The 18,008-nt window shown below is 65.6% G+C and carries 22 protein-coding genes; 12 read left to right on the top strand and 10 right to left on the bottom strand.

Going from position 1 to position 18,008, the window contains the following annotated elements; translation table 11 throughout:
* Positions 1-10: 10 nt before the first annotated feature.
* The gene (locus ACLE20_RS07550) at positions 11-1,039 is read right to left on the bottom strand and encodes a LacI family DNA-binding transcriptional regulator (RefSeq protein ID WP_410939663.1); all 1,029 of its coding nucleotides are present in this window, start codon (positions 1,037-1,039) and stop codon (positions 11-13) included.
* 126 nt (positions 1,040-1,165) lie between these two features.
* A complete protein-coding gene (locus ACLE20_RS07545) occupies positions 1,166-1,609 on the bottom strand; it encodes a MarR family winged helix-turn-helix transcriptional regulator (RefSeq protein WP_410939890.1) in 444 nt (147 codons plus the stop codon).
* Between the two features lie 214 nt (positions 1,610-1,823).
* Between ACLE20_RS07545 and ACLE20_RS07540 the strand changes: the two genes are divergently transcribed.
* The 5 genes from ACLE20_RS07540 to ACLE20_RS07520 all read left to right on the top strand — a co-directional run bounded on the left by ACLE20_RS07540 (position 1,824) and on the right by ACLE20_RS07520 (position 5,528).
* Positions 1,824-2,615, top strand: coding sequence for a creatininase family protein (locus ACLE20_RS07540; RefSeq protein ID WP_410939662.1), 792 nt, complete (start codon positions 1,824-1,826; stop codon positions 2,613-2,615).
* A gap of 64 nt (positions 2,616-2,679) precedes the next feature.
* The gene (locus ACLE20_RS07535; RefSeq protein ID WP_410939661.1) at positions 2,680-2,943 is read left to right on the top strand and encodes a type II toxin-antitoxin system Phd/YefM family antitoxin; all 264 of its coding nucleotides are present in this window, start codon (positions 2,680-2,682) and stop codon (positions 2,941-2,943) included.
* Positions 2,940-3,332: a type II toxin-antitoxin system VapC family toxin gene (locus ACLE20_RS07530; RefSeq protein ID WP_410939660.1), complete on the top strand. Its 393-nt coding sequence runs from the start codon at positions 2,940-2,942 to the stop codon at positions 3,330-3,332. The genes ACLE20_RS07535 and ACLE20_RS07530 overlap by 4 nt, the downstream gene beginning before the upstream one ends.
* Positions 3,333-3,441: 109 nt before the next feature.
* Entirely contained in the window at positions 3,442-4,539 is a 1,098-nt protein-coding gene (locus tag ACLE20_RS07525) for a CobW family GTP-binding protein (RefSeq protein WP_410939659.1), read from the top strand.
* A complete protein-coding gene (locus ACLE20_RS07520; protein ID WP_410939658.1) occupies positions 4,539-5,528 on the top strand; it encodes a WD40 repeat domain-containing protein in 990 nt (329 codons plus the stop codon). The genes ACLE20_RS07525 and ACLE20_RS07520 overlap by 1 nt, the downstream gene beginning before the upstream one ends.
* A gap of 4 nt (positions 5,529-5,532) precedes the next feature.
* Here the strand turns inward: ACLE20_RS07520 and ACLE20_RS07515 are convergent, their stop codons facing one another.
* From ACLE20_RS07515 to odc2, 4 genes are all read right to left on the bottom strand, one after another.
* Positions 5,533-6,573: a serine hydrolase domain-containing protein gene (locus ACLE20_RS07515; RefSeq protein ID WP_410939657.1), complete on the bottom strand. Its 1,041-nt coding sequence runs from the start codon at positions 6,571-6,573 to the stop codon at positions 5,533-5,535.
* Positions 6,574-6,657: 84 nt separating this feature from the next.
* Positions 6,658-7,101 carry a glyoxalase superfamily protein gene (locus ACLE20_RS07510; protein WP_410939656.1) on the bottom strand — a complete coding sequence of 148 codons (444 nt, stop codon included), beginning with the start codon at positions 7,099-7,101 and terminating at the stop codon, positions 6,658-6,660.
* A 239-nt stretch (positions 7,102-7,340) separates the two neighbouring features.
* Positions 7,341-7,931 (bottom strand): GNAT family N-acetyltransferase, encoded by a 591-nt coding sequence (locus tag ACLE20_RS07505; protein WP_410939655.1) that lies wholly within the window; start codon positions 7,929-7,931, stop codon positions 7,341-7,343.
* 90 nt (positions 7,932-8,021) lie between these two features.
* The gene (odc2, locus tag ACLE20_RS07500; protein WP_410939889.1) at positions 8,022-9,155 is read right to left on the bottom strand and encodes an ornithine/lysine decarboxylase; all 1,134 of its coding nucleotides are present in this window, start codon (positions 9,153-9,155) and stop codon (positions 8,022-8,024) included.
* Positions 9,156-9,830: 675 nt separating this feature from the next.
* Between odc2 and ACLE20_RS07495 the strand changes: the two genes are divergently transcribed.
* The 3 genes from ACLE20_RS07495 to ACLE20_RS07485 all read left to right on the top strand — a co-directional run bounded on the left by ACLE20_RS07495 (position 9,831) and on the right by ACLE20_RS07485 (position 12,520).
* Positions 9,831-10,730, top strand: a complete 900-nt coding sequence (locus tag ACLE20_RS07495; RefSeq protein WP_410939654.1) for a LysR family transcriptional regulator — start codon at positions 9,831-9,833, stop codon at positions 10,728-10,730.
* Positions 10,731-10,817: 87 nt separating this feature from the next.
* Entirely contained in the window at positions 10,818-11,459 is a 642-nt protein-coding gene (locus ACLE20_RS07490; RefSeq protein ID WP_410939653.1) for a DUF1007 family protein, read from the top strand.
* On the top strand, positions 11,453-12,520 hold the full coding sequence (locus ACLE20_RS07485) for a nickel/cobalt transporter (RefSeq protein WP_410939652.1): 1,068 nt from the start codon (positions 11,453-11,455) through the stop codon (positions 12,518-12,520). The genes ACLE20_RS07490 and ACLE20_RS07485 overlap by 7 nt, the downstream gene beginning before the upstream one ends.
* Here the strand turns inward: ACLE20_RS07485 and ACLE20_RS07480 are convergent, their stop codons facing one another.
* From ACLE20_RS07480 to ACLE20_RS07465, 4 genes are all read right to left on the bottom strand, one after another.
* On the bottom strand, positions 12,521-12,727 hold the full coding sequence (locus ACLE20_RS07480) for a hypothetical protein (RefSeq protein ID WP_410939913.1): 207 nt from the start codon (positions 12,725-12,727) through the stop codon (positions 12,521-12,523).
* A complete protein-coding gene (locus ACLE20_RS07475; RefSeq protein ID WP_410939651.1) occupies positions 12,724-13,419 on the bottom strand; it encodes a GNAT family N-acetyltransferase in 696 nt (231 codons plus the stop codon). Before ACLE20_RS07475 ends, ACLE20_RS07480 begins: the two co-directional genes overlap by 4 nt.
* A 153-nt stretch (positions 13,420-13,572) precedes the next feature.
* Positions 13,573-14,442: a tellurite resistance TerB family protein gene (locus ACLE20_RS07470; protein WP_410939650.1), complete on the bottom strand. Its 870-nt coding sequence runs from the start codon at positions 14,440-14,442 to the stop codon at positions 13,573-13,575.
* Positions 14,443-14,553: 111 nt separating this feature from the next.
* Positions 14,554-15,192: a 2-dehydro-3-deoxy-phosphogluconate aldolase gene (locus ACLE20_RS07465; RefSeq protein WP_410939649.1), complete on the bottom strand. Its 639-nt coding sequence runs from the start codon at positions 15,190-15,192 to the stop codon at positions 14,554-14,556.
* Between the two features lie 123 nt (positions 15,193-15,315).
* Here ACLE20_RS07465 and ACLE20_RS07460 point away from each other — a divergent pair, with 123 nt between their 5' ends.
* The 4 genes from ACLE20_RS07460 to ACLE20_RS07445 all read left to right on the top strand — a co-directional run bounded on the left by ACLE20_RS07460 (position 15,316) and on the right by ACLE20_RS07445 (position 17,922).
* Positions 15,316-15,789 (top strand): CYTH domain-containing protein, encoded by a 474-nt coding sequence (locus ACLE20_RS07460; protein WP_410939648.1) that lies wholly within the window; start codon positions 15,316-15,318, stop codon positions 15,787-15,789.
* A gap of 15 nt (positions 15,790-15,804) precedes the next feature.
* Positions 15,805-16,704, top strand: a complete 900-nt coding sequence (locus ACLE20_RS07455; protein WP_410939647.1) for a CHAD domain-containing protein — start codon at positions 15,805-15,807, stop codon at positions 16,702-16,704.
* Positions 16,705-16,798: 94 nt separating this feature from the next.
* Complete coding sequence (locus ACLE20_RS07450; RefSeq protein ID WP_410939888.1) at positions 16,799-17,488, top strand: helix-turn-helix transcriptional regulator; 690 nt, start codon at positions 16,799-16,801, stop codon at positions 17,486-17,488.
* 65 nt (positions 17,489-17,553) lie between these two features.
* The gene (locus ACLE20_RS07445) at positions 17,554-17,922 is read left to right on the top strand and encodes a VOC family protein (protein WP_410939646.1); all 369 of its coding nucleotides are present in this window, start codon (positions 17,554-17,556) and stop codon (positions 17,920-17,922) included.
* Positions 17,923-18,008: the final 86 nt, after the last annotated feature.

Below are 18,008 nucleotides of genomic sequence, written 5' to 3'. Positions count from 1 at the left end.
CTCCGTCGTTTCAATCGCCTGGCGGGGGGCGCAGCGGGCCGGTGGACTGGCGAATACGCATTTCCGGCTTGATGAGGTGGATGCCGTCCGGCTCGTGGCTGCCGTTCAGCTTGTCGAGCAGCGCGCGGGCGGCACTGCGGCCGACATCCGACTGGCCGTTCCAGACGGTCGTCAGCGCCGGTGTGGAGAGCGAGGCTTCCTCGAGATCGTCATAACCGGTGACGGAAATATCCTTGCCGACGACCAGGCCGGCGCGAGCAATGCCGTTCATCATGCCGATCGCGACGAGATCGTTCCAGCAGACGACCGCCGTCGGGCGCTGCGGCAGGGAGAGCAGATGCACGGCCGCCTCGAAGCCGCCCTGCATGGAGCGCGGCCCCGGAATGCGCAGATTGGGATCGACCTCGATCTCCGCCTTGCGCAGCGCCTGCACATAACCCTGATAGCGATCACGACCGGTCGAGGTCTGGTCGGTGCCGCCGACCATGGCGATGCAGCGATGACCGAGCCCGATCAGGTGATTGGTGGCGAGCGAGATGCCATAGGCGTCGTCGCCGCGGAAGATCGGCACGTCGAGGCCCTCGATCGAGCGGGCGACGAGGATGGCCGGCATGCCATTGTCTTCGGCAAGCTGGATATCACTCGGCGGCGTCCCGATGGCAGGCGACATGATGACGCCGTCACCACCGAGTTGCAGCAGCGTCTCGATGAAGGCGCGCTGCTTCTCGACGGAGTCATAATGATTGGAGAGAATGAAGGTCTGCCGGTCGCGGTCGAGCTCGGCCTCGATCGCCTTCAGGATCTCGCCATAAAAGGGGTTCATGATATCGTGAACGACGACGCCGACGATGCCCGAGCGGGAGGTCCTGAGGCTGGCGGCACGGCGGTTGTAGATATAGCCGAGCGCCCGGGCCTGATCCTTGATCTTGTCGCGTGTGGCATTGGCCACCAGCGGGCTGTCGCGCAATGCGAGCGACACGGTGGCCGTGGAAACGCCCAGCGTTTCGGCGATCGTCGACAGCTTGATCTTCTGGGCCACGTCTCCTCCGGTTCGTCATCTCGTCGCGCCCGGCCCCCACCAGGTTTAAATTCCATTTAAACACTTTAAGAGGCAGATGCAACCCAATTGTGGCGAAGCCGCATCTCGGTTGTGGCCGGCGGACGATCAATCGGACGGTTCGCCGTGCAGATTGCCGTCGAGGGCGCGCAGCAGCTTGGCAAGCGTGCGCACCTGCTTGTCGCTGAACCCCTTGAGCGCCAGGGACTCGCTCAACCTTCCAGCTTCCGCGATCGCGTCAAGCTGGGCGCGGCCCGTCTCTGTCAGATAGACCTTTGTCAGCCGCGCATCATCGACATCGGGCCGCCGCTCCAGAAAGCCCTGCGCCTCCATCCGGCCGATCGTCCGCGTCATGGTCGGCGCCTTGACGCCGAGCCGGGCGGCAAGGCTGCCGGCGGTCAGGCCGTCCGAATCCTGCAGGGCCAGCATGACGCCGTCCTGGCCGGCATAAAGCCCGCTTTCCGCAAGGTTGCGCGACGAGAGCGTGCGCATCGCCCGCGCCGTCTGCACGAGCAGCAGCGCCACCTCGGCCTCGGGCCGTTCCTGCACCACCCCCTCCTCGCCGTGGACCTCGCGCTCCTTGCGTGCCTTCGACTTCTTCTCCAGCTTGTCCTTCTTACCCAAATGCCCCTCCCATCGCCTTTTCTTCATCATCGCATATTCGTATGACTCATGTGACAATCCGGCTGCAAGAGCCGGCGAAGGATCCGCAAGCCGGCTTGAGTGACCGGGAAGCGGCAAGCAGTACCAGAGGAACGGACGTCGCATGGTCATTCCGAAACACCGATGGGCGGACAATGATCTCCTCGACCCTCCGGAGACACGCAGCGACTGGATCGCCGTCCTACCGCTCGGCGCCCATGAGCAGCACGGACCGCACCTCCCCTTCGAGACCGACACGCTGATTGTCGAAGGTATCGTCCGTCGACTGGTGGAGGCCTTGCCGGCAGACCTGCCGGTCACCGTCTTGCCGGTGGAGCCGGTCGGCTATTCGATCGAGCACAGCGATGTGGCGGGCACGCGCACGCTGAATTACGACGAAGCGATCAGCCGCTGGATCGGCATTGCGGAAAGGCTGAAGGGTCTCGGCATCCGCAAGCTGATGTTGCTCAATGCCCATGGCGGCAATTCCCCGCTGATGACGATCGTCGCGACCGAGGCCCGTGTTCGCTTCGCCATGTTGGTCGTCGCCACCAGCTGGGCCCGCTTCGGCCAGCCGGAGGGCTGGATGGCGCCGGAGGCCAAGGCGATCGACATCCATGGCGGCGAGATCGAGACCTCAGTCATGCTGGCGCTCCACCCGAACCGGGTCGATCTCAGCAAGGCGCGCGACTTTCCCTCGCGACAGGCGGAGTTCGCCCGGCGGTTCACGCATCTGCGCGCCTATGGCCCGCACGCCTTCGGCTGGATGATGCGCGACCTGAACCCGCAAGGCGCCACCGGCAATGCGCGGGCGGCGAGCGCCGATCGGGGCGAGGCCCTGATTGCCCATGCCGTTCAAGGCGTGCTGGCGCTGCTTCACGACATCCACGCCTTCGACCCGCGCAGCTTCGACTGACCACCCCTTGCAGGCCACCACGCTTCGCCGTATATTAGAACTCCATGCCAGACAGGAGCCGCTGATGCGTATCTCCATCGACCAGGCCGCCGAACGCCTCCCCGAACTGGTCCGCCGCGTCCAGCAGGGCGAAGAGGTGGTGCTGACCCTAGAGGGCGGGGATGTGGTGCGGCTGACGCCGAGCTGGAGTTTCGTTTCTCATCCAGAGGAGCGCCTCGCACGGATTAAGCTTATCCAGCAGATGGTGCAGGAAAAGAACGCGTTGCGCGGTGAAGATGCGGCACGCAGCCAGGATTTTCTCTACGACGACAACGGTTTGCCGGCATGATCGTGGTCGATACGTCCGCTCTCCTGGCCATACTCCAGGATGAGCCAGGATCAGAGCGTCTGTCGCGAGTTCTCGCAAAGGAGCAGCAGACGTTGCTGGCGGCGGGGAACTTGACGGAGGCCATGATCGTCGCCTCCCGTCGCGGACTTCACGAAGACATGGCGGCGCTGATCGCCACCACGATCAGAGAGGTCTTGCCCCTCACCGCCGAGCGCGCAGAGCGGGCGGCGGCGGCTTATCGGCGGTTCGGCAAGGGCTTCCATTCGGCCGGGCTCAATTTCGGCGACTGCTTCGCCTATGCTACGGCGGAGGAGTTCGGCTGTCCGCTCCTGTTCATCGGCGCCGATTTCGCCCGCACGGATCTGGCGCCGGCGCTGCCTCCGCATTGATCGGTGGCCTTCCCTCTTCGCGCCTTTGAACTCGAAGCAACTGGTCTTATATGGAGGCGACGCCCGCCGCCCTTGACGCGGCGGCCCTTCACGTCCCTGCGAGGCCACCATGACCGCATCCGAAGCTCAAAAGCCAATTCCCGTCACCGTGCTCACCGGCTATCTCGGCGCGGGCAAGACGACGCTTCTCAACCGGATCCTGTCCGAAAATCACGGGCGGAAATATGCTGTCATCGTCAATGAATTCGGCGAGATCGGCATCGACAACGACCTGATCGTCGAGTCGGATGAAGAGATCTACGAGATGAACAATGGCTGCGTCTGCTGCACGGTGCGCGGCGACCTGATCCGCGTCGTGGAGGGCCTGATGCGCCGGCCCGGTCGCTTCGACGCCATCATCGTCGAGACCACCGGCCTTGCCGACCCTGTTCCGGTCGCCCAGACCTTCTTCATGGATGACGACGTGCGCGCCAAGACCGAACTCGATGCGGTCATCGCCCTCGTCGATGCCAAGCATCTGCCGCTGCGTCTGAAGGACAGCCGCGAGGCCGAGGACCAGATTGCCTTTGCCGATGTGGTCCTGCTCAACAAGACCGATCTGGTGACGCCGGAGGAGCTTGCCCGCGTCGAAGCGACGATTCGCGTCATCAATCCGTCCGCCCGCATCCACCGCACCCAGCGCTCCGAGATCGACCTTTCCAAGGTGCTCGACCAGGGTGCCTTCAACCTCGAACGGGCGCTCGAGAACGAGCCGCATTTCCTCGATCACGATCATCATGATCACGACCATGTCTGTGGCCCAGACTGTGACCATGGCCATCATCACCACGGCCACGATCATCACCACCATCATGATCATGATCATGATCACCATGACCACGACGCACCCTCTCCCATCCATGACGTGACCGTCCAGTCGGTCTCGCTGCGCGGCGGGCTGATGAATCCGGACCGGTTCTTCCCCTGGATCCAGAAGATCACCCAGACCGACGGGCCGAACATTCTGCGGCTCAAGGGCATCATCGCCTTCGCCGGCGATGATGAACGCTATGTCGTCCAGGGCGTGCATATGATTATCGAGGGCGATCACCAGCGCCCGTGGAAGGAGGGCGAGCCGCGCGAAAGCCGTCTCGTCTTTATCGGTCGCGACCTCGACCGGGAAAAACTCGAGCGCACCTTCAAGGCCTGCGAGGCGCAGCCGAACTAATGCCCACCATCGCGCCGCTCGACCTCGACGCCCATATCGTGACCGTCGCCTATCTGGGCGACGTTCCGTTTTTTGCCGATGCCACCGGCCGCATTCATCGTCTCGATGAGGGGCACAAGGTGACCGAGGCGCATGACGGCCTGCTCGCCGCCATTCTCGACGAAGCCAGCGGCACGCTGCTGACGGGCGGCGAGGACGGGAAGGTGTTGCGCATCGCCCGCGACGGCGGCGTGACCGAGCTTGCTCATCATCCCCGCAAGTGGATCTCCCAGGTCGCGCCAGGCCCGCAAGGGGCAATCGGCTATGCGATCGGCCGCAATGCCTTCGTTCGCCTCGCCGACGGCACCACCAAGGAGTTTACCGAACAGCGCACTGTCGAGGGCCTCGCCTTCGCGCCCAAGGGTCTGCGGATCGCGCTCGCGCGCTACAACGGCGTCTCGCTGCATTGGGTGGCGATGGCGGGGCAGCCGGTCGATCTCGACTGGAAAGGCGCCCATACCGGCGTGACCTTCTCGCCGGACGGCCGCTTTCTCGTCACCCAGATGCAGGAAAACGCCCTGCATGGCTGGAAGATGGACGTGAAGCCCGGCTCGGAAACCCGCCATATGCGGATGACCGGCTATCCCGCCAAGGTGAAATCGCTGTCCTGGTCGGTGAAGGGCAAATGGCTCGCCTCCTCCGGTGCGCCCGCCGCCATCGTCTGGCCCTTCCAGGGCAAGGATGGGCCGATGGGCAAGGCGCCGCTGGAGCTCGGCACCCGCGGCGATGTGATGGCGACGCAGGTCGCCTGCCACCCGACCGACGAGATCGCCGCCATCGGCTATTCGGACGGTATGGTGCTGGCGGTGCGCTTCGCCGATTCCAAGGAAGTGCTGCTGCGCCGTCCCGGCAAGGGCGCGATCAGCGGCTTTGCATGGTCTCGCTCCGGCCGACAGCTCGCTTTCGGGTCGGAAAGTGGCGAAGCCGGCATCATCGACCTGACCGCCTGAGCGACTACGCCTCGGCCGTCGCGATGATCCGCGCCAGAAGCGCATGAAGATCGTCGCGATAGCCGGTGCGGGCCGAGGGGCTGCTCTCGTCCGAGGTCATGACGACGGTGAGGCCGAGATCGGGCACGATATAGAGCATCTGCCCGCCGAACCCCCAGGCGAAATTGACCCTGTGCCCACCGATCTCGCGGATGAACCAGCTGTAGCCATAGCCATCGCCGGAGAACCGGGAGTTGGTGCGCGGTGTCCAGGACTGACTGATCCAGGCCTCCGGGACGATCTGCCGCCCGTCCTTCGTGCGCCCGCCATTGCGATAGAGCTCACCGAAAGCCAGGAGCGAGCGGGCGCTCATCGCCATCTGATTACCGCCGAGATAAATGCCCTGCGGGTCCCGCTCCCAGGCGCCGATGCGGAATCCTTCCACCGGACCCAGCCATTCACGCGCCAGCGTCAGCGTCGACTTGCCGGAGACCTTGGTGAGAATGGCGGAGAGCAGATGGGTGGAGGCGGTGGAATAGAGCATGGGGCCGCCGGGTTCGGCCACGACATCGGCGCCAAGCGCCGTGCGCACCCAGTTGCGCGAAGAGACCCAGCGTCCGTAATTGGCGCCCGACATGCGGTCGAGCCCGGCCTGCATGGTCAAGAGATTGCCGATGGTGATCGCCTTCAGCCGTGGATCGGGATCGGCCGGGAGATCGCGCGCAAGGATGGGGGCGATCGGCTGGTCGACACCGGTCAGCAGCTTCTTCTCGATGGCGATGCCGACCAGCGCCGACATGATCGACTTCGAGGCCGATTTGATATTGGCCGATTCGCCCGGACTATGGCCGTTGAAGCCGCGCTCGACCACCACCGACCCGTTGCGGGAGACGATGACGGTCTTGAGCGCGCTTAGCCGTGACGCCTCGTCGAGGACACGCGAAAGCGCGGCGCTGTCACGCGCGACCGGCGCGGGCGCCGCGGTCTGAGCGGCGCCCGCGCCGGCCAGGGAAAGCGAAGCGGCAAGCGCCAGGGGCAGAGCGAGGATGCGGATCGATCGGGTCATCGCCGCGAGATAGGCGGGGCGTTCCGCACCCGCAAGGCAGAGGCCGGCAGCCTCACGCCAACGTGACGCGCGCTCTCCCCTCCGTTACCACAGGAGTTCTACCTGCGGCCGGCCATCGGAGGTGCGGGCCGGGCTGCAGCCGGAGGCATCGATTGTGCAGGTGACCCGCTTGCGGAAGGCGGAGAAGCTTTCGAAGCGAACCACATCGACCGCCTGGTCGAAGTCGAGCACCAGCCGGTAGAGATCGGGCCGCGACGGGATCGCCTGGACGCCAAGCACCCGCCCCTCGAAAGGCTGTCCAAGATAGGCGCCGCGCACCCGGCTGCCCAGCGCATAGGGGTCGAAATCCCGCCGGTTTCCGAGCGCCGCGTGAAGCGTGTTCCAGTCGCGATAGCCATATTGGCGGGCGATCAGCTCCAGCGCTTGGCCATGGCTGAGATCGCCGCCGCGGGCATTGAGCGTGCCGCGAAGGCGCTTGGCCTGGTCTTTCAGCGCCTGGAGAGAAGGGAGAAGAGGTCGTGCAGACATGAGGATCGTTCCAGCATTGGCATGCCGTCTTGGTCCGTGGGGTCCGCATTGCCATCGGTCGCATGCCGAGGGGAAGGATCGAGCGTGATCGAAAAGAGGCTTCACCAACGCGAGAACGCGTGCGGACGGCAGGGGCTCTTCACCCGTTGTGTGGATCTCTAGCGCCGCGCTTGGCCGGCGTCAATCGCCGCGCTGCTGCCGAAGCCCGCCGATCACCGACGGGCTTCGCTGAGGACCTCTCAAGCCGCGCGGCGGATCGGTGCCTGGGAAAGCTTGGCGCCCGACGGCGTCAACATGCCCGCAGCACCGTCGAGCCAGCCGGCCTTCAGCTCAAGCGCCAGGAAGCGCGCCCGTTCGAAGGGGCCCGGCATGACGAGATGGCAGGTCTTCTCGGCAAAGAAGCCGAATCGCTCGTAATAAGGCGCATCGCCAACGAGAAGAATGGCGCCATGGCCACGCCGGGTCGCTTCGCCGATGGCCGCGCGCATCAGCTGGCCGCCAATGCCCTGGCCCTCATGGGCCTGATCGACGGCGAGCGGCCCCAGCAGAAGCGCGGGGATCGCGCGCCCCTCGGCATCGATGCCGGCATCGACATTCCAGAGCCGCACCGTGCCGATCAGATGGCCGGTTTCGTCGCGGGCGACGAGCGCCAGGCCTTCGGCCGGCACGCGGCCGCGGCGCAGCGCCTCGGAAGACTTGCGGCGACGGTTCGGGCCCATGGCGCGGTCGAGCAAGCGTTCGCGTGCCACGACGTCGCCGGGGTTCTCGGCGTCGATGGTGTAGGTGTTCTGCGCAAAGAAGGCGCGGACAGAGTCAAGAACAGCGGCCATGACAGGCCTCCCGATCTCAAAACCGTTTCAGACGGCGACGGACAAAGGGGGTGGAAGGAGCGGCTCCCCGGAGAAGGGAGCCGCAGATCGTCAGATGACGTAGGCCTTGAGCGGCTCGAAGCCGTTGAAGGCGACGGCCGAGTAGGTCGTCGTATAGGCGCCGGTGCCTTCGATCAGAACCTCGTCGCCGATCGAAAGCGAGAGCGGCAGCGGATACATGTTCTTCTCATACAGCACGTCGGCCGAATCGCAGGTCGGGCCGGCGAGCACGCAGGGCTCCACCGCATCGCCATCATGCGCGGTGCGGATCGGGTAGCGGATCGCCTCGTCCATCGTCTCGGCGAGACCGCCGAACTTGCCGATGTCGAGGAAGACCCAGCGGTGGTTGTCATTGTCCGACTTCTTGGAAATCAGCACGACTTCCGCCTTGATCACACCGGCATTGCCGACCATGCCGCGGCCGGGCTCGATGATGGTTTCCGGCAGCTGGTTGCCGAAGTGCTTGCGCAGGCTCCCGAAGATGGCCTTGCCATAGGCTTCGGCCGAGGGAACGTCGCGCAGGTACTTGGTCGGGAAGCCCCCGCCCATATTGACCATCTTGAGCTCGATGCCCTGCTTGGCGAGCTGCACGAAGACGCGCTTGGCATCGGCAAGCGCCGAATCCCAGGCATCGACCTTCGTCATCTGCGAGCCGACATGGAAGGACACGCCATAGGAGACGAGGCCCAGCTGATGCGCATAGACCAGCACGTCGACGGCCATCTGCGGCACGCAGCCGAACTTGCGCGACAGCGGCCATTCGGCACCCTCGCCATCGGTCAGCACGCGGCAGAAGACACGCGCGCCGGGAGCGGCACGGGCGATCTTCTCGACTTCCTCATGGCTGTCGACGGCAAAGAGATTGACGCCGAGCGCATGGGCGCGCGCAACATCGCGCTCCTTCTTGATCGTATTGCCGAAGGAGATGCGGCGAGCAGTGGCACCGGCATCGAGTGCCATTTCGATTTCAGCGACCGACGCGCAATCGAAGTTGGAGCCGAGACCAGCGAGCAGGCGCAGCACTTCCGGCGCCGGATTGGCCTTGACGGCGTAGTAGATCGCGCTGTCCGGCAAAGCGTGGCGGAAAGCCTTGAAATTGTCGCGCACGACATCGAGGTCCACGACGAGGCAGGGACCTTCCGGACGGCGGGTGTTCAGGAATTCGGTGATGCGGGCAGTCGTCATGGTCAATCCCCAATCCTTTAGGCTCCGCCGCAAGGCAGAGGGCCACAAGATCCCGCCGCGGCAAGCGACGGAGATACGAAAGACTCCACCGAAACGGTGGAGGACAAAGGGCGTACAAGACCATGCAGGAGACCAGCCGGTGGAGACCCCGGAATCCTCACATGCGCTCGTACAGCGCAATCGTTGGACGAAGCCTGCCAAGGCTTTCATCCGGCTTTGTCTGCCATGGATTGGAGGGGTGACCCGACCGCACGTCCGGCAATGAAGGTGTGCCTCTTCAGTAACCCCGGCTGATGGAAAGCCGGCAGAGAACAAAAAGGCCCGCACCGTCGTTGCTTCAAGATGTCCTCGCAGTTCCGGTTGGCCGGAAGAGCGACTGGAGCGGTTAGGTCCAGGTACCTTACCGATTTCCTCACCAAACGAGGGATCGGCGGACACCCACAGGCACGTGCGACTTTGGGCAGGGGTGAGATAAGAAAATTCGCTGTCGTAATCAAGCGGTTTTTTGTGAAGCTCAGCAATTTTTATGATCGCTCCGGATTGCAGACCATCCCGATTATCGCCGCCACCGCGCCCATGTCTTGCGAAGCCTCTGCACATGCTGTTGTGAATGTCGTGGGTGCAGCGAAGGTTCCGAATCGAGCGGGGGCCATCGAGACGCGAGGAGGCACGAGAATGGATACGTTGACCCGCATCAGGGCCTTCATCGATGTGGTGGATGCGGAGGGGTTCTCGGCGGCCGGGCGGCGGGTCGGGCGTTCCAAGGCGCTTCTGTCCAAATATGTGCGCGAGCTGGAGGACGAGCTGGGCGCTTTGCTGCTCAACCGCACGACGCGGCAATTCTCGCTGACGGAAGCCGGCCATCTCTATTACCGTACGGCCTCGGACATCCTGAAGGAGATCGACAATCTCGCCGACCTCGTGCGGGCGGGCAATGCGGATCTCAAAGGCCGGCTGCGCATCTCCGTGCCGCGCACCTTCGTCGATGCCGAGATCGGCCGGTCGCTGATCGATTTCAACCTCGCCCATCCCGACCTGTCGCTCGAAATCATCTCCGACGACCGCTTCGTCGACCTGGTCGAGGAGGGTTATGACGTGGCGATCCGCATCACCAAGCTCGAGGATTCGACGCTGATTGCCCGCAAGCTCGACGATTTCGAGATCTGCTTCTGCGCCACGCCGGCCTATCTCGCCCGCTACGGCCCCTTCGCCCACCCGTCCGATCTCTCCCGCGTGCCCTGTATCCTCGACACCAATGGCCGCTCCTACAGCAATTGGCGCTTTCTCGATGGGGAGGGCCAGAGCTTTTCGGTTCCCGTCAGCGGGCCTATCGAGGTGAACAGTCCGCTGGCGGCGCTTCGGGCGGCCGAAGCCGGGCTCGGCGTCACCAGCCTGCCGGATTTCATCGCCCGGCCGAAGATCGAGGCCGGGATCCTGGTGCCGCTCTTTGCCGACTTTACCCCGCATGACCGCGGCATCTACGCGATCTATCCGCACCGTCGCTATCTGCCGGCCAAGGTCCGCACCTTCGTCGACTTCCTGCATGGCTGGTTTCGCAAGAGGACCGAACCCTGACCGGGCTCGAAAGCCGGTCCCAATTCCGTCTCAATTCCGCTCGACAAGCGCGTTTGTCGCCTTGCGGCCCGACCAAGGATTCCTTCCATGCCCGCATCGTCCTACACCCTGGCGGCGGCCCTGTCGCTGCTGCCGCTTCCGGCCCTTGCCCATCCGCACATCTTCGCCGAAGCCAGGCTGGAGATCGTCTCGAGCGACAATGCGACGGTCACCGAACTGCGCAATGTCTGGCGCTTCGATGATCTGTTTTCCGCCAGCGTGCTCCTGGACTTCGACAAGAATTCGAACGGCACGCTCGACCCGGACGAACTGGCGGAGGTTGGCCAAACCGTTCTGGAGTCGCTGGCCGAGTATAATTACTACACGACGATCCTCGACAACGGCAAAGCGGTGAAGGTTGCGAAACCCTCGGAGATCACCGCCGATTTCAAGGACAACCAGCTGCTGCTGATGTTCGCCGCCAAGCCGGCCGAGACGCTGCCGCTCAAGGGCCGGCTGTCCTTCGGCGTTTACGATCCGACGCTTTACACCGCGATTGATTTTCCGACCGATGGCGATCTCGCCGTGATCGGCAACCGGCTTGGCAGCTGCACCCACAAGGTCGTCCGGCCGGATCCGGACGAGGTGATCGCGCAGAACCAGTCGAGCCTGACCGACGCCTTCTTCAACGACCCAACGGGAACTGACATGTCGAAGCTCTTCGCCACCCGGATCGAGTTCACATGCTGAGCCGCCTGAAGGCTCCGGCTGCCCTGGCCGCGCTCGTCCTTTTTGGCACGGCGCTCGCCGCCCATGCCCAGTCGCCGCTCGGCATCGGCACGGCCGAACCGGGCTTCCGGATCGGCGGACCGCTCGGTCCCTTGTTTGCCTGGATCAACATGGAGCAGCAGGGCTTCTACCGGACGCTCACCGGCGCGCTGAAGGGCATGCGCGACAATCCCTGGCATCTCTGGTCGCTGATCGGCCTTTCCTTCTCCTACGGCGTCTTCCACGCCGCCGGCCCCGGCCACGGCAAGGCGGTCATTTCCTCCTATATGATCGCCAATGAGACGGAGCTGAAGCGCGGGGTGATGCTCTCCTTCCTCTCCTCGCTGCTGCAGGGCATCGTCGCCATCCTGCTGGTCGGCGCCGCCTATCTGGTGCTGCGTGGCTCCTCGATATCGATGACGCAGGCGACGACCTTTCTCGAGCGTGTCAGCTTCGCGCTGGTGGCCGCCTTCGGCGCCTATCTGCTGGTGCGCAAGGTGAAGGCCCTGGCGCTGACGAGGCCGGCACATGCAGAGGGGCTGGCGCTGGCGGCCGGGCCTGCCTTCGAGCCGCACGACCATGCCCACCATGACCATGATCATCATCACCATCACCACGCGCATCATCATGCCGCGCATCACGGCCATGACCATGCCGCCGGTGAGGTCTGCGCCACCTGTGGCCATGCGCATGCGCCAGACCCGGCCCTGCTGCGGGCCGAGCAGTTCGACTGGCGCGAGGCCTGGTCGGCGATCCTGGCGGTGGGGCTGCGGCCCTGCTCGGGCGCGCTGATCGTGCTCAGCTTCGCGCTGTTGAACGGGCTCTATCTCGGCGGCGTGCTGTCGGTCTTCGCCATGGCCATCGGCACGGCGATCACCGTCTCGGTGCTGGCGACGCTGGCGGTGACGGCCAAGGATCTCGCGGTCCGCTACGCTTCCTCGACGGGAACGGCCCTGCGCGTGACCCATGGTATCGAGATTGCCGGTGCGCTGCTGGTCCTTGTCCTCGGCCTTGCCCTGCTCGGCGCCTCGCTGCAGGGCTGATCAGTCCGGATGCCGGCGCTGGTAGCGCGCCCTCAGCCAGAAGACCACGAAGAAGCCCAGGATGAAGAGGCCGCCGACGAGGACGGCGAGCAGCGGCGAGGTCTGGCCGAGGAACAGCACCACCGTCGGCAGGAAGAAGAAGCCGGCGGCGAAGAGGATCATGATCAGGCCGGCGGCGATCGCCGCATTGCGGTCCTTGCGCGTCACGGCTTCGCCTCCCCTGCCCCGGTCAGCGACGAGCGGATCTCTTCCAGACGACGGCGCTGACGCCCCTCGCCATCGAAATTGTCGGGCGCGAGCCAGGCTTCGAAGGCGGCCTTGAGAAGCGGCCATTCCCCATCGATCATCGAGAACCAGGCCGTGTCGCGATTGGCCCCCTTGGCGACCATGTGCTGGCGGAAGACGCCTTCGAAGGTGAAGCCCAGCCGCTCCGCCGCCACCTTGCTCGGCTCGTTCGCATTGTGGCACTTCCACTCGTAGCGGCGGTAGCCAAGATCCTCGAAGACATGGCGTGCCATCAGATAGTGAAGCTCGGTCGACAGCGGCGAGCGCGCCATGGCCGCGCCATGCGCGACCGAACCGACCTCGATGACGCCATTGGCGGGATCGGGCCGCATATAGCTTGCCATGCCGACCACGGCGCCGCCCGCCTTCTCGCGCGCGACGAGCGTGATCAGGCTGGCTTGCGCGCCATCAAGCCAGGCGCCGAAGCCCGCGACATCGGCAAAGGCTGGCTGCGGGAAATATCGGAGGCGATCATTGACGGCGAGGCCGCCGAAGGCGTCCCAGAGCGGCTGCAGATGCGCCGCGCGCACGTAGGGTTCCAGCACGAGCCGCGCGCCTTCGAGCCTGACCGGCTTCGGTGCCGGGCAGCCGGCCCAGTTGGTCAGATCGCGCATGCCCTCTCTCCTTCGCCGCTGGCCAGGGACCCTACACCCCTTGAAGCCCGGCTTAGGCGAAGTTCCGCTCGACCACAAATCGAATCTGGTGATCGGGCCATCACCGGCCCCGATGAGAGGGCCGGCGTCCTAAGGCAGACGGCAGTGTCGCGCTTAGATCACCGAGGCGGAGGGCGCCTGCTGGCTGCCGGCTGGCACCTTGGCGGCGGCGACCGTTGCTTCGATATGCTCGACCAGCGCATCAGCTAGGCCCAGCCGGCCGGCGAGCAGGTCGAGATAGCCACGCTCCGTGCGGGTATCGGGCTCGATCGTCAGACGCGAGGCGGTGTAGAGCTCCACCTTCTCCTCCTCGGTGCGCGCGGCGGCGATGATCCCGTCGAGATCGATTGGGCTTGCCAGTTCCTGGCGCAGGAAGGCTTCCGCCTCCTCGTCGAGCCCGCTTTCGCCGACCCGCTCCATGATATGGGCGCGCTCGGCCTCGTCGATATGGCCGTCGGCACGCGCGGCGGCGATCATCGCGCGGATGAGCACGAGGACGAAATCATTGCGGATGACGCCGGGCGCGATGCTGAAGCCGGAATCCTCCGGCGGCACGGTGACCTCGGGTGTAGCACCCGGCGCAGCGGCAAAGCCGGCGCCCGGCTTCTGGCCAGCCTGGTAGTTCTTATAGGCCTGATAGCCAAGACCGGCGATCGCCGCGAGGCCACCGAGTTTCAGGGCCGTGCCGGCGATGTCGCGGCCCTTGCCGGAGCCGAGCAGGATGGCGGCCAGGGCCCCCGTCTTCAAAGGATTGTTGCGGGCGATCGAGCCGAGCTGCCCGGCCTTGTCCGAAAGAGACCCGCCGCCGAGCACGCTGCCGACAAGTCCGCCCAGACCGCTCGGGCCGAGAGCGCCGCCGAGACCGCCGCCGGACGCGAAGCCGTCCGACGATGGCCGTCCGTCCCGCGTGATATCGCGATCCCGATTGCCGGAGAACCCCTGCGAGCCCAGCAACTGATCCAGCAATTTCTTCGCGTCCAACATCGGCGACCTCTTCCTGTCCGTGGCGTTGAGCACCGGAGATAGGAAGAGGGCGCGCAAAGGCAAACCGGCTGACGCGAACGTGACCGGTTTGCGCGTGACGGAATGAGACGATCAGCCCTTCAGGGCGGCCGCCTCGCTGGCGAGCGCGGTGATGCCGGCCCAATCGCCGGCGGTCACCAGATGGGCCGGCGCGACCCAGGACCCGCCGACGCAGACGACGTTCGGCAGGCTCAGATAATCGCGAGCGTTCTTGAGCGAGATGCCGCCGGTCGGGCAGAAGGTGATGCCAGCCAGCGGCGAGGACAGCGACTTGAGATAGGAGGCGCCGCCCGCCTGTTCGGCCGGGAAGAATTTCATGACGTCATAGCCGGCGTCGAGCAGGGTCATGGCTTCCGTCGCCGTCGCGGCACCCGGCAGGAAGGAGGCGTCGTAATCCTTCTCCGCCTCGATCAGCGCCGTCGTCGTGCCGGGGCTGACGATGAACTGCGACCCGGCTTTGACCGCCTGCTCATACTGCGCCGGGGTGAGGATGGTACCGGCGCCGGGCACCGCCCCTTCGACCTCCTTGGCGACCGCCTCGATGGCCGCGAGGGCAGCGGGGGTACGCAGCGTGATTTCGATCGCCTTCAGCCCGCCGGCGACCAGCGCGCGGGCAAGCGGCACGGCATGGGTCGCATCCTCGATGATGAGGACCGGAACTACCGGCTGCAGCTTGAGAGTGGTCAGCAATCTCGCGGTCTTCTCGCTCATCGGCCTTGTTCCTCAATCGATTGAAATGGTCGGCTCCGGAATATCGCTTGAACGGCCCGATGTCGAGTTCTTCTGGACTTCCAACCGACAAGACTTAACTATACGCCGGCAAGAGGGGACCGCATGGCCAAGGAAATCGAGCGCAAGTTTCTGGTGGCCGGCGATGGCTGGCGGGCGACGGCCGGGCCGGGCGTCGCCATGCGCCAATTCTACATCGCCGCTATGTCGGACCGCAGCGTAAGGCTGCGGATCCTTGATGCAAAGAGCGCGAAGCTGACGATCAAGGTCGGCACCGGCCTGCTGGTGCGCGATGAATTCGAGTTCGACGTGCCGCTCTCGGAAGCGGAAGACATGCTCTCGGCCGCGCTTGGAACGGTGATCGAGAAGACGCGTTATCGCGTGCCCGGCGGCGCGCATGTCTGGGAGGTCGATGTCTATGCCGGCGTCCATGCCGGCCTGATCGTCGCCGAGGTCGAGATGCGCAGCGAGGACGACGATCCCACCCTGCCGGACTGGCTGGGGGCGGAGGTAACCTCGGACGGGCGCTACTCCAATTTTTCCCTCGCCACCCATGCGCAGATCCCCGGCGAGGCGTAAGCAGCGAGCGAAGACATGGCCTTCAAACTGTCGACCACCCGCCCCTTCACCCGGGAGTTCCATCGGCTTGCCAGCGGCCAGCTTGATCAGGCGATCAACCAGCTGGAACGGCGGCCGGAAGGCCCCTTCGAGGCGATCCATGCGGCGCGCAAGGCGGTCAAGAAGGTGCGCGGCCTCTATCGTTTCGTCGCCACGGCAGCGCCTGAGGCCCGCAAGACGGAAAACCGGCGGCTGCGCGACGCCTCCCGCGCGGTGGCGCGGCTGCGCGATGCCCAGGCGCTGGTCGAGACCGCGCAGATCCTCCGTGACCGGCTGGCCGACGAGGAGGAAGACGCCGCGCAGCGCGCCGTCGATGCGCTAACCGCGCGCCGCGGCTGGATGATCGAGGCCGAGACCGATCTTGACCGGCGTCTCTTCGACTATACCGACGCGCTGAAGGCCGCCCGCGCCGCGGCTGGCGAACTCGACTTCGACAATCGGCCAAAGGCTGCGCGCCAGCTGGCAAGTGCCGCCTGGCGGCGCAGCCTGACCCGGGTCAAGGCGGCGCTCGAAGCCGCCCGCGAGGATCGCACGCCCGATGCCTTCCACACGCTGCGCAAACGCTGCCAGGACGATCGCTTCCACCATCTTCTCCTGATGCGGCTCTGGCCGGCCGCCCTCAAGGCGCGCGAGCAGCAGATCAAGGCGCTGATCGACCGCCTCGGCCTGCTCCATGACTTCGCGGTGCTGCTGCAAACGCTGATCGCCGAGCCGGCCCTCCTCTCGCCCGACGATCAGGTGATCCTGCGCCATGCGCTGGAGGTGGAGATCGGCGCCGAGGGCCGCCGCGCGCTGATCAAGGCGGAGGCGCTCTACGCGCTCGACCCCAAGCGCGAAGCACTGCGGATCGAGCGCCTGTGGAAACTGGCCTACTGAGCCTCGACGGCGGCCGGACGTCTTCGCGCGGCGGCCGCCTGATCGATCTCGCGAGCCGGTTTTCTTTCCGCGACAAGGTCCTATGCTGCCGATCATGTCCCGCTCGGCCCGCCTTCTCGATCTGCTCCAGCTTCTCCGCACCCATCGCCGCCCTGTTTCCGGGCGGAACCTTGCGGAGGCGCTGTCGGTCAGCCTGCGCACGCTCTACCGCGACATCGCCACTCTGCAAGCCCAGGGCGCCGATATCGAAGGCGCACCCGGCATCGGCTATCGGCTGAAGCCCGGCTTCCTGCTGCCGCCCATCATGCTGCAGGAGCGGGAGATCGAGGCGCTGGTGCTTGGCATGCGCTGGGTGGCCTCGCGCACCGATCCGGCGCTCGAAGAAGCGGCCGGCCATGCACTTGCCAAGATCGCCGCCGTCCTGCCGGAGGAAACGCGGCGCGAGCTCGAGCGGACAGCGCTCCTGGTGCCCCGCCCCCTGCCCGGCCAGCAGAGCTTGCCGGACCTGACGCCGCTGCGCGCGGCGATCCGCGCCGGGCTGAAGGTCGATCTCACCTATCGCGACCAGGCCGGCGCCACGACCGAACGCCGGGTCTGGCCCTTCGCGCTCGGCTATTTCGAGGATGTGCGGGTGCTGATCGCCTGGTGCGAACTGCGCAAGGGCCATCGTCACTTCCGCGTCGATCGCATCGCCACCCTCGCGCTGACCGAAGAACGCAGCCCGCGCGGCCCCGACCTGCTGCTTGCCGAGTGGAAGCGGGACCAGGGTCTGAGCCGCACCTGATCATGCTGACACAATCTGGCAGCATGGTCGGCTAGATCGTCTCCGGCCAACACAGGAGACCAGCCATGAACGCTCAATTCATCATCCTCACCGTCCGCGACCCGCTCGCAAGCGCCGACTTCTACGAGCGCCTGCTCGGCCGGGCGGCGATCGACCGCGCCTCAACCTTCTCGCTCTTTGCCCTCAACGAGGCTACCAAGCTGGGGCTGTGGTCGTCGCAGACCATCAAGCCGGCGGCGACCGGCGCACCGGGCATCGCGGAGCTGACCTTCGTTCTGCCGGATCGTGCGGCGGTCGATGCCTGCCATGCCGACTGGCAGGAAAAGGGGATCCCGATCCTGCAGGCGCCGGAGCAGGCGGATTTCGGCTATACGCTCTGCGGCGCCGACCCGGACGGCCACCGGCTGCGCGCCTTCGTGCCGAACGCTGGCTGACGAGGCGCGGACTGACCGGGCGCCAAGCGGTGGGCCACCCCTGCCGCGAGGGCGTTGCATGGCGGCGGCGAAGCCTGTATTTGACG

The sequence above is a fragment of the Rhizobium sp. YIM 134829 genome (assembly GCF_046546455.1).
The sequence above is the reverse complement of the archived record's forward strand: the minus strand, read 5'-3'. Positions and strand labels throughout refer to the sequence as shown.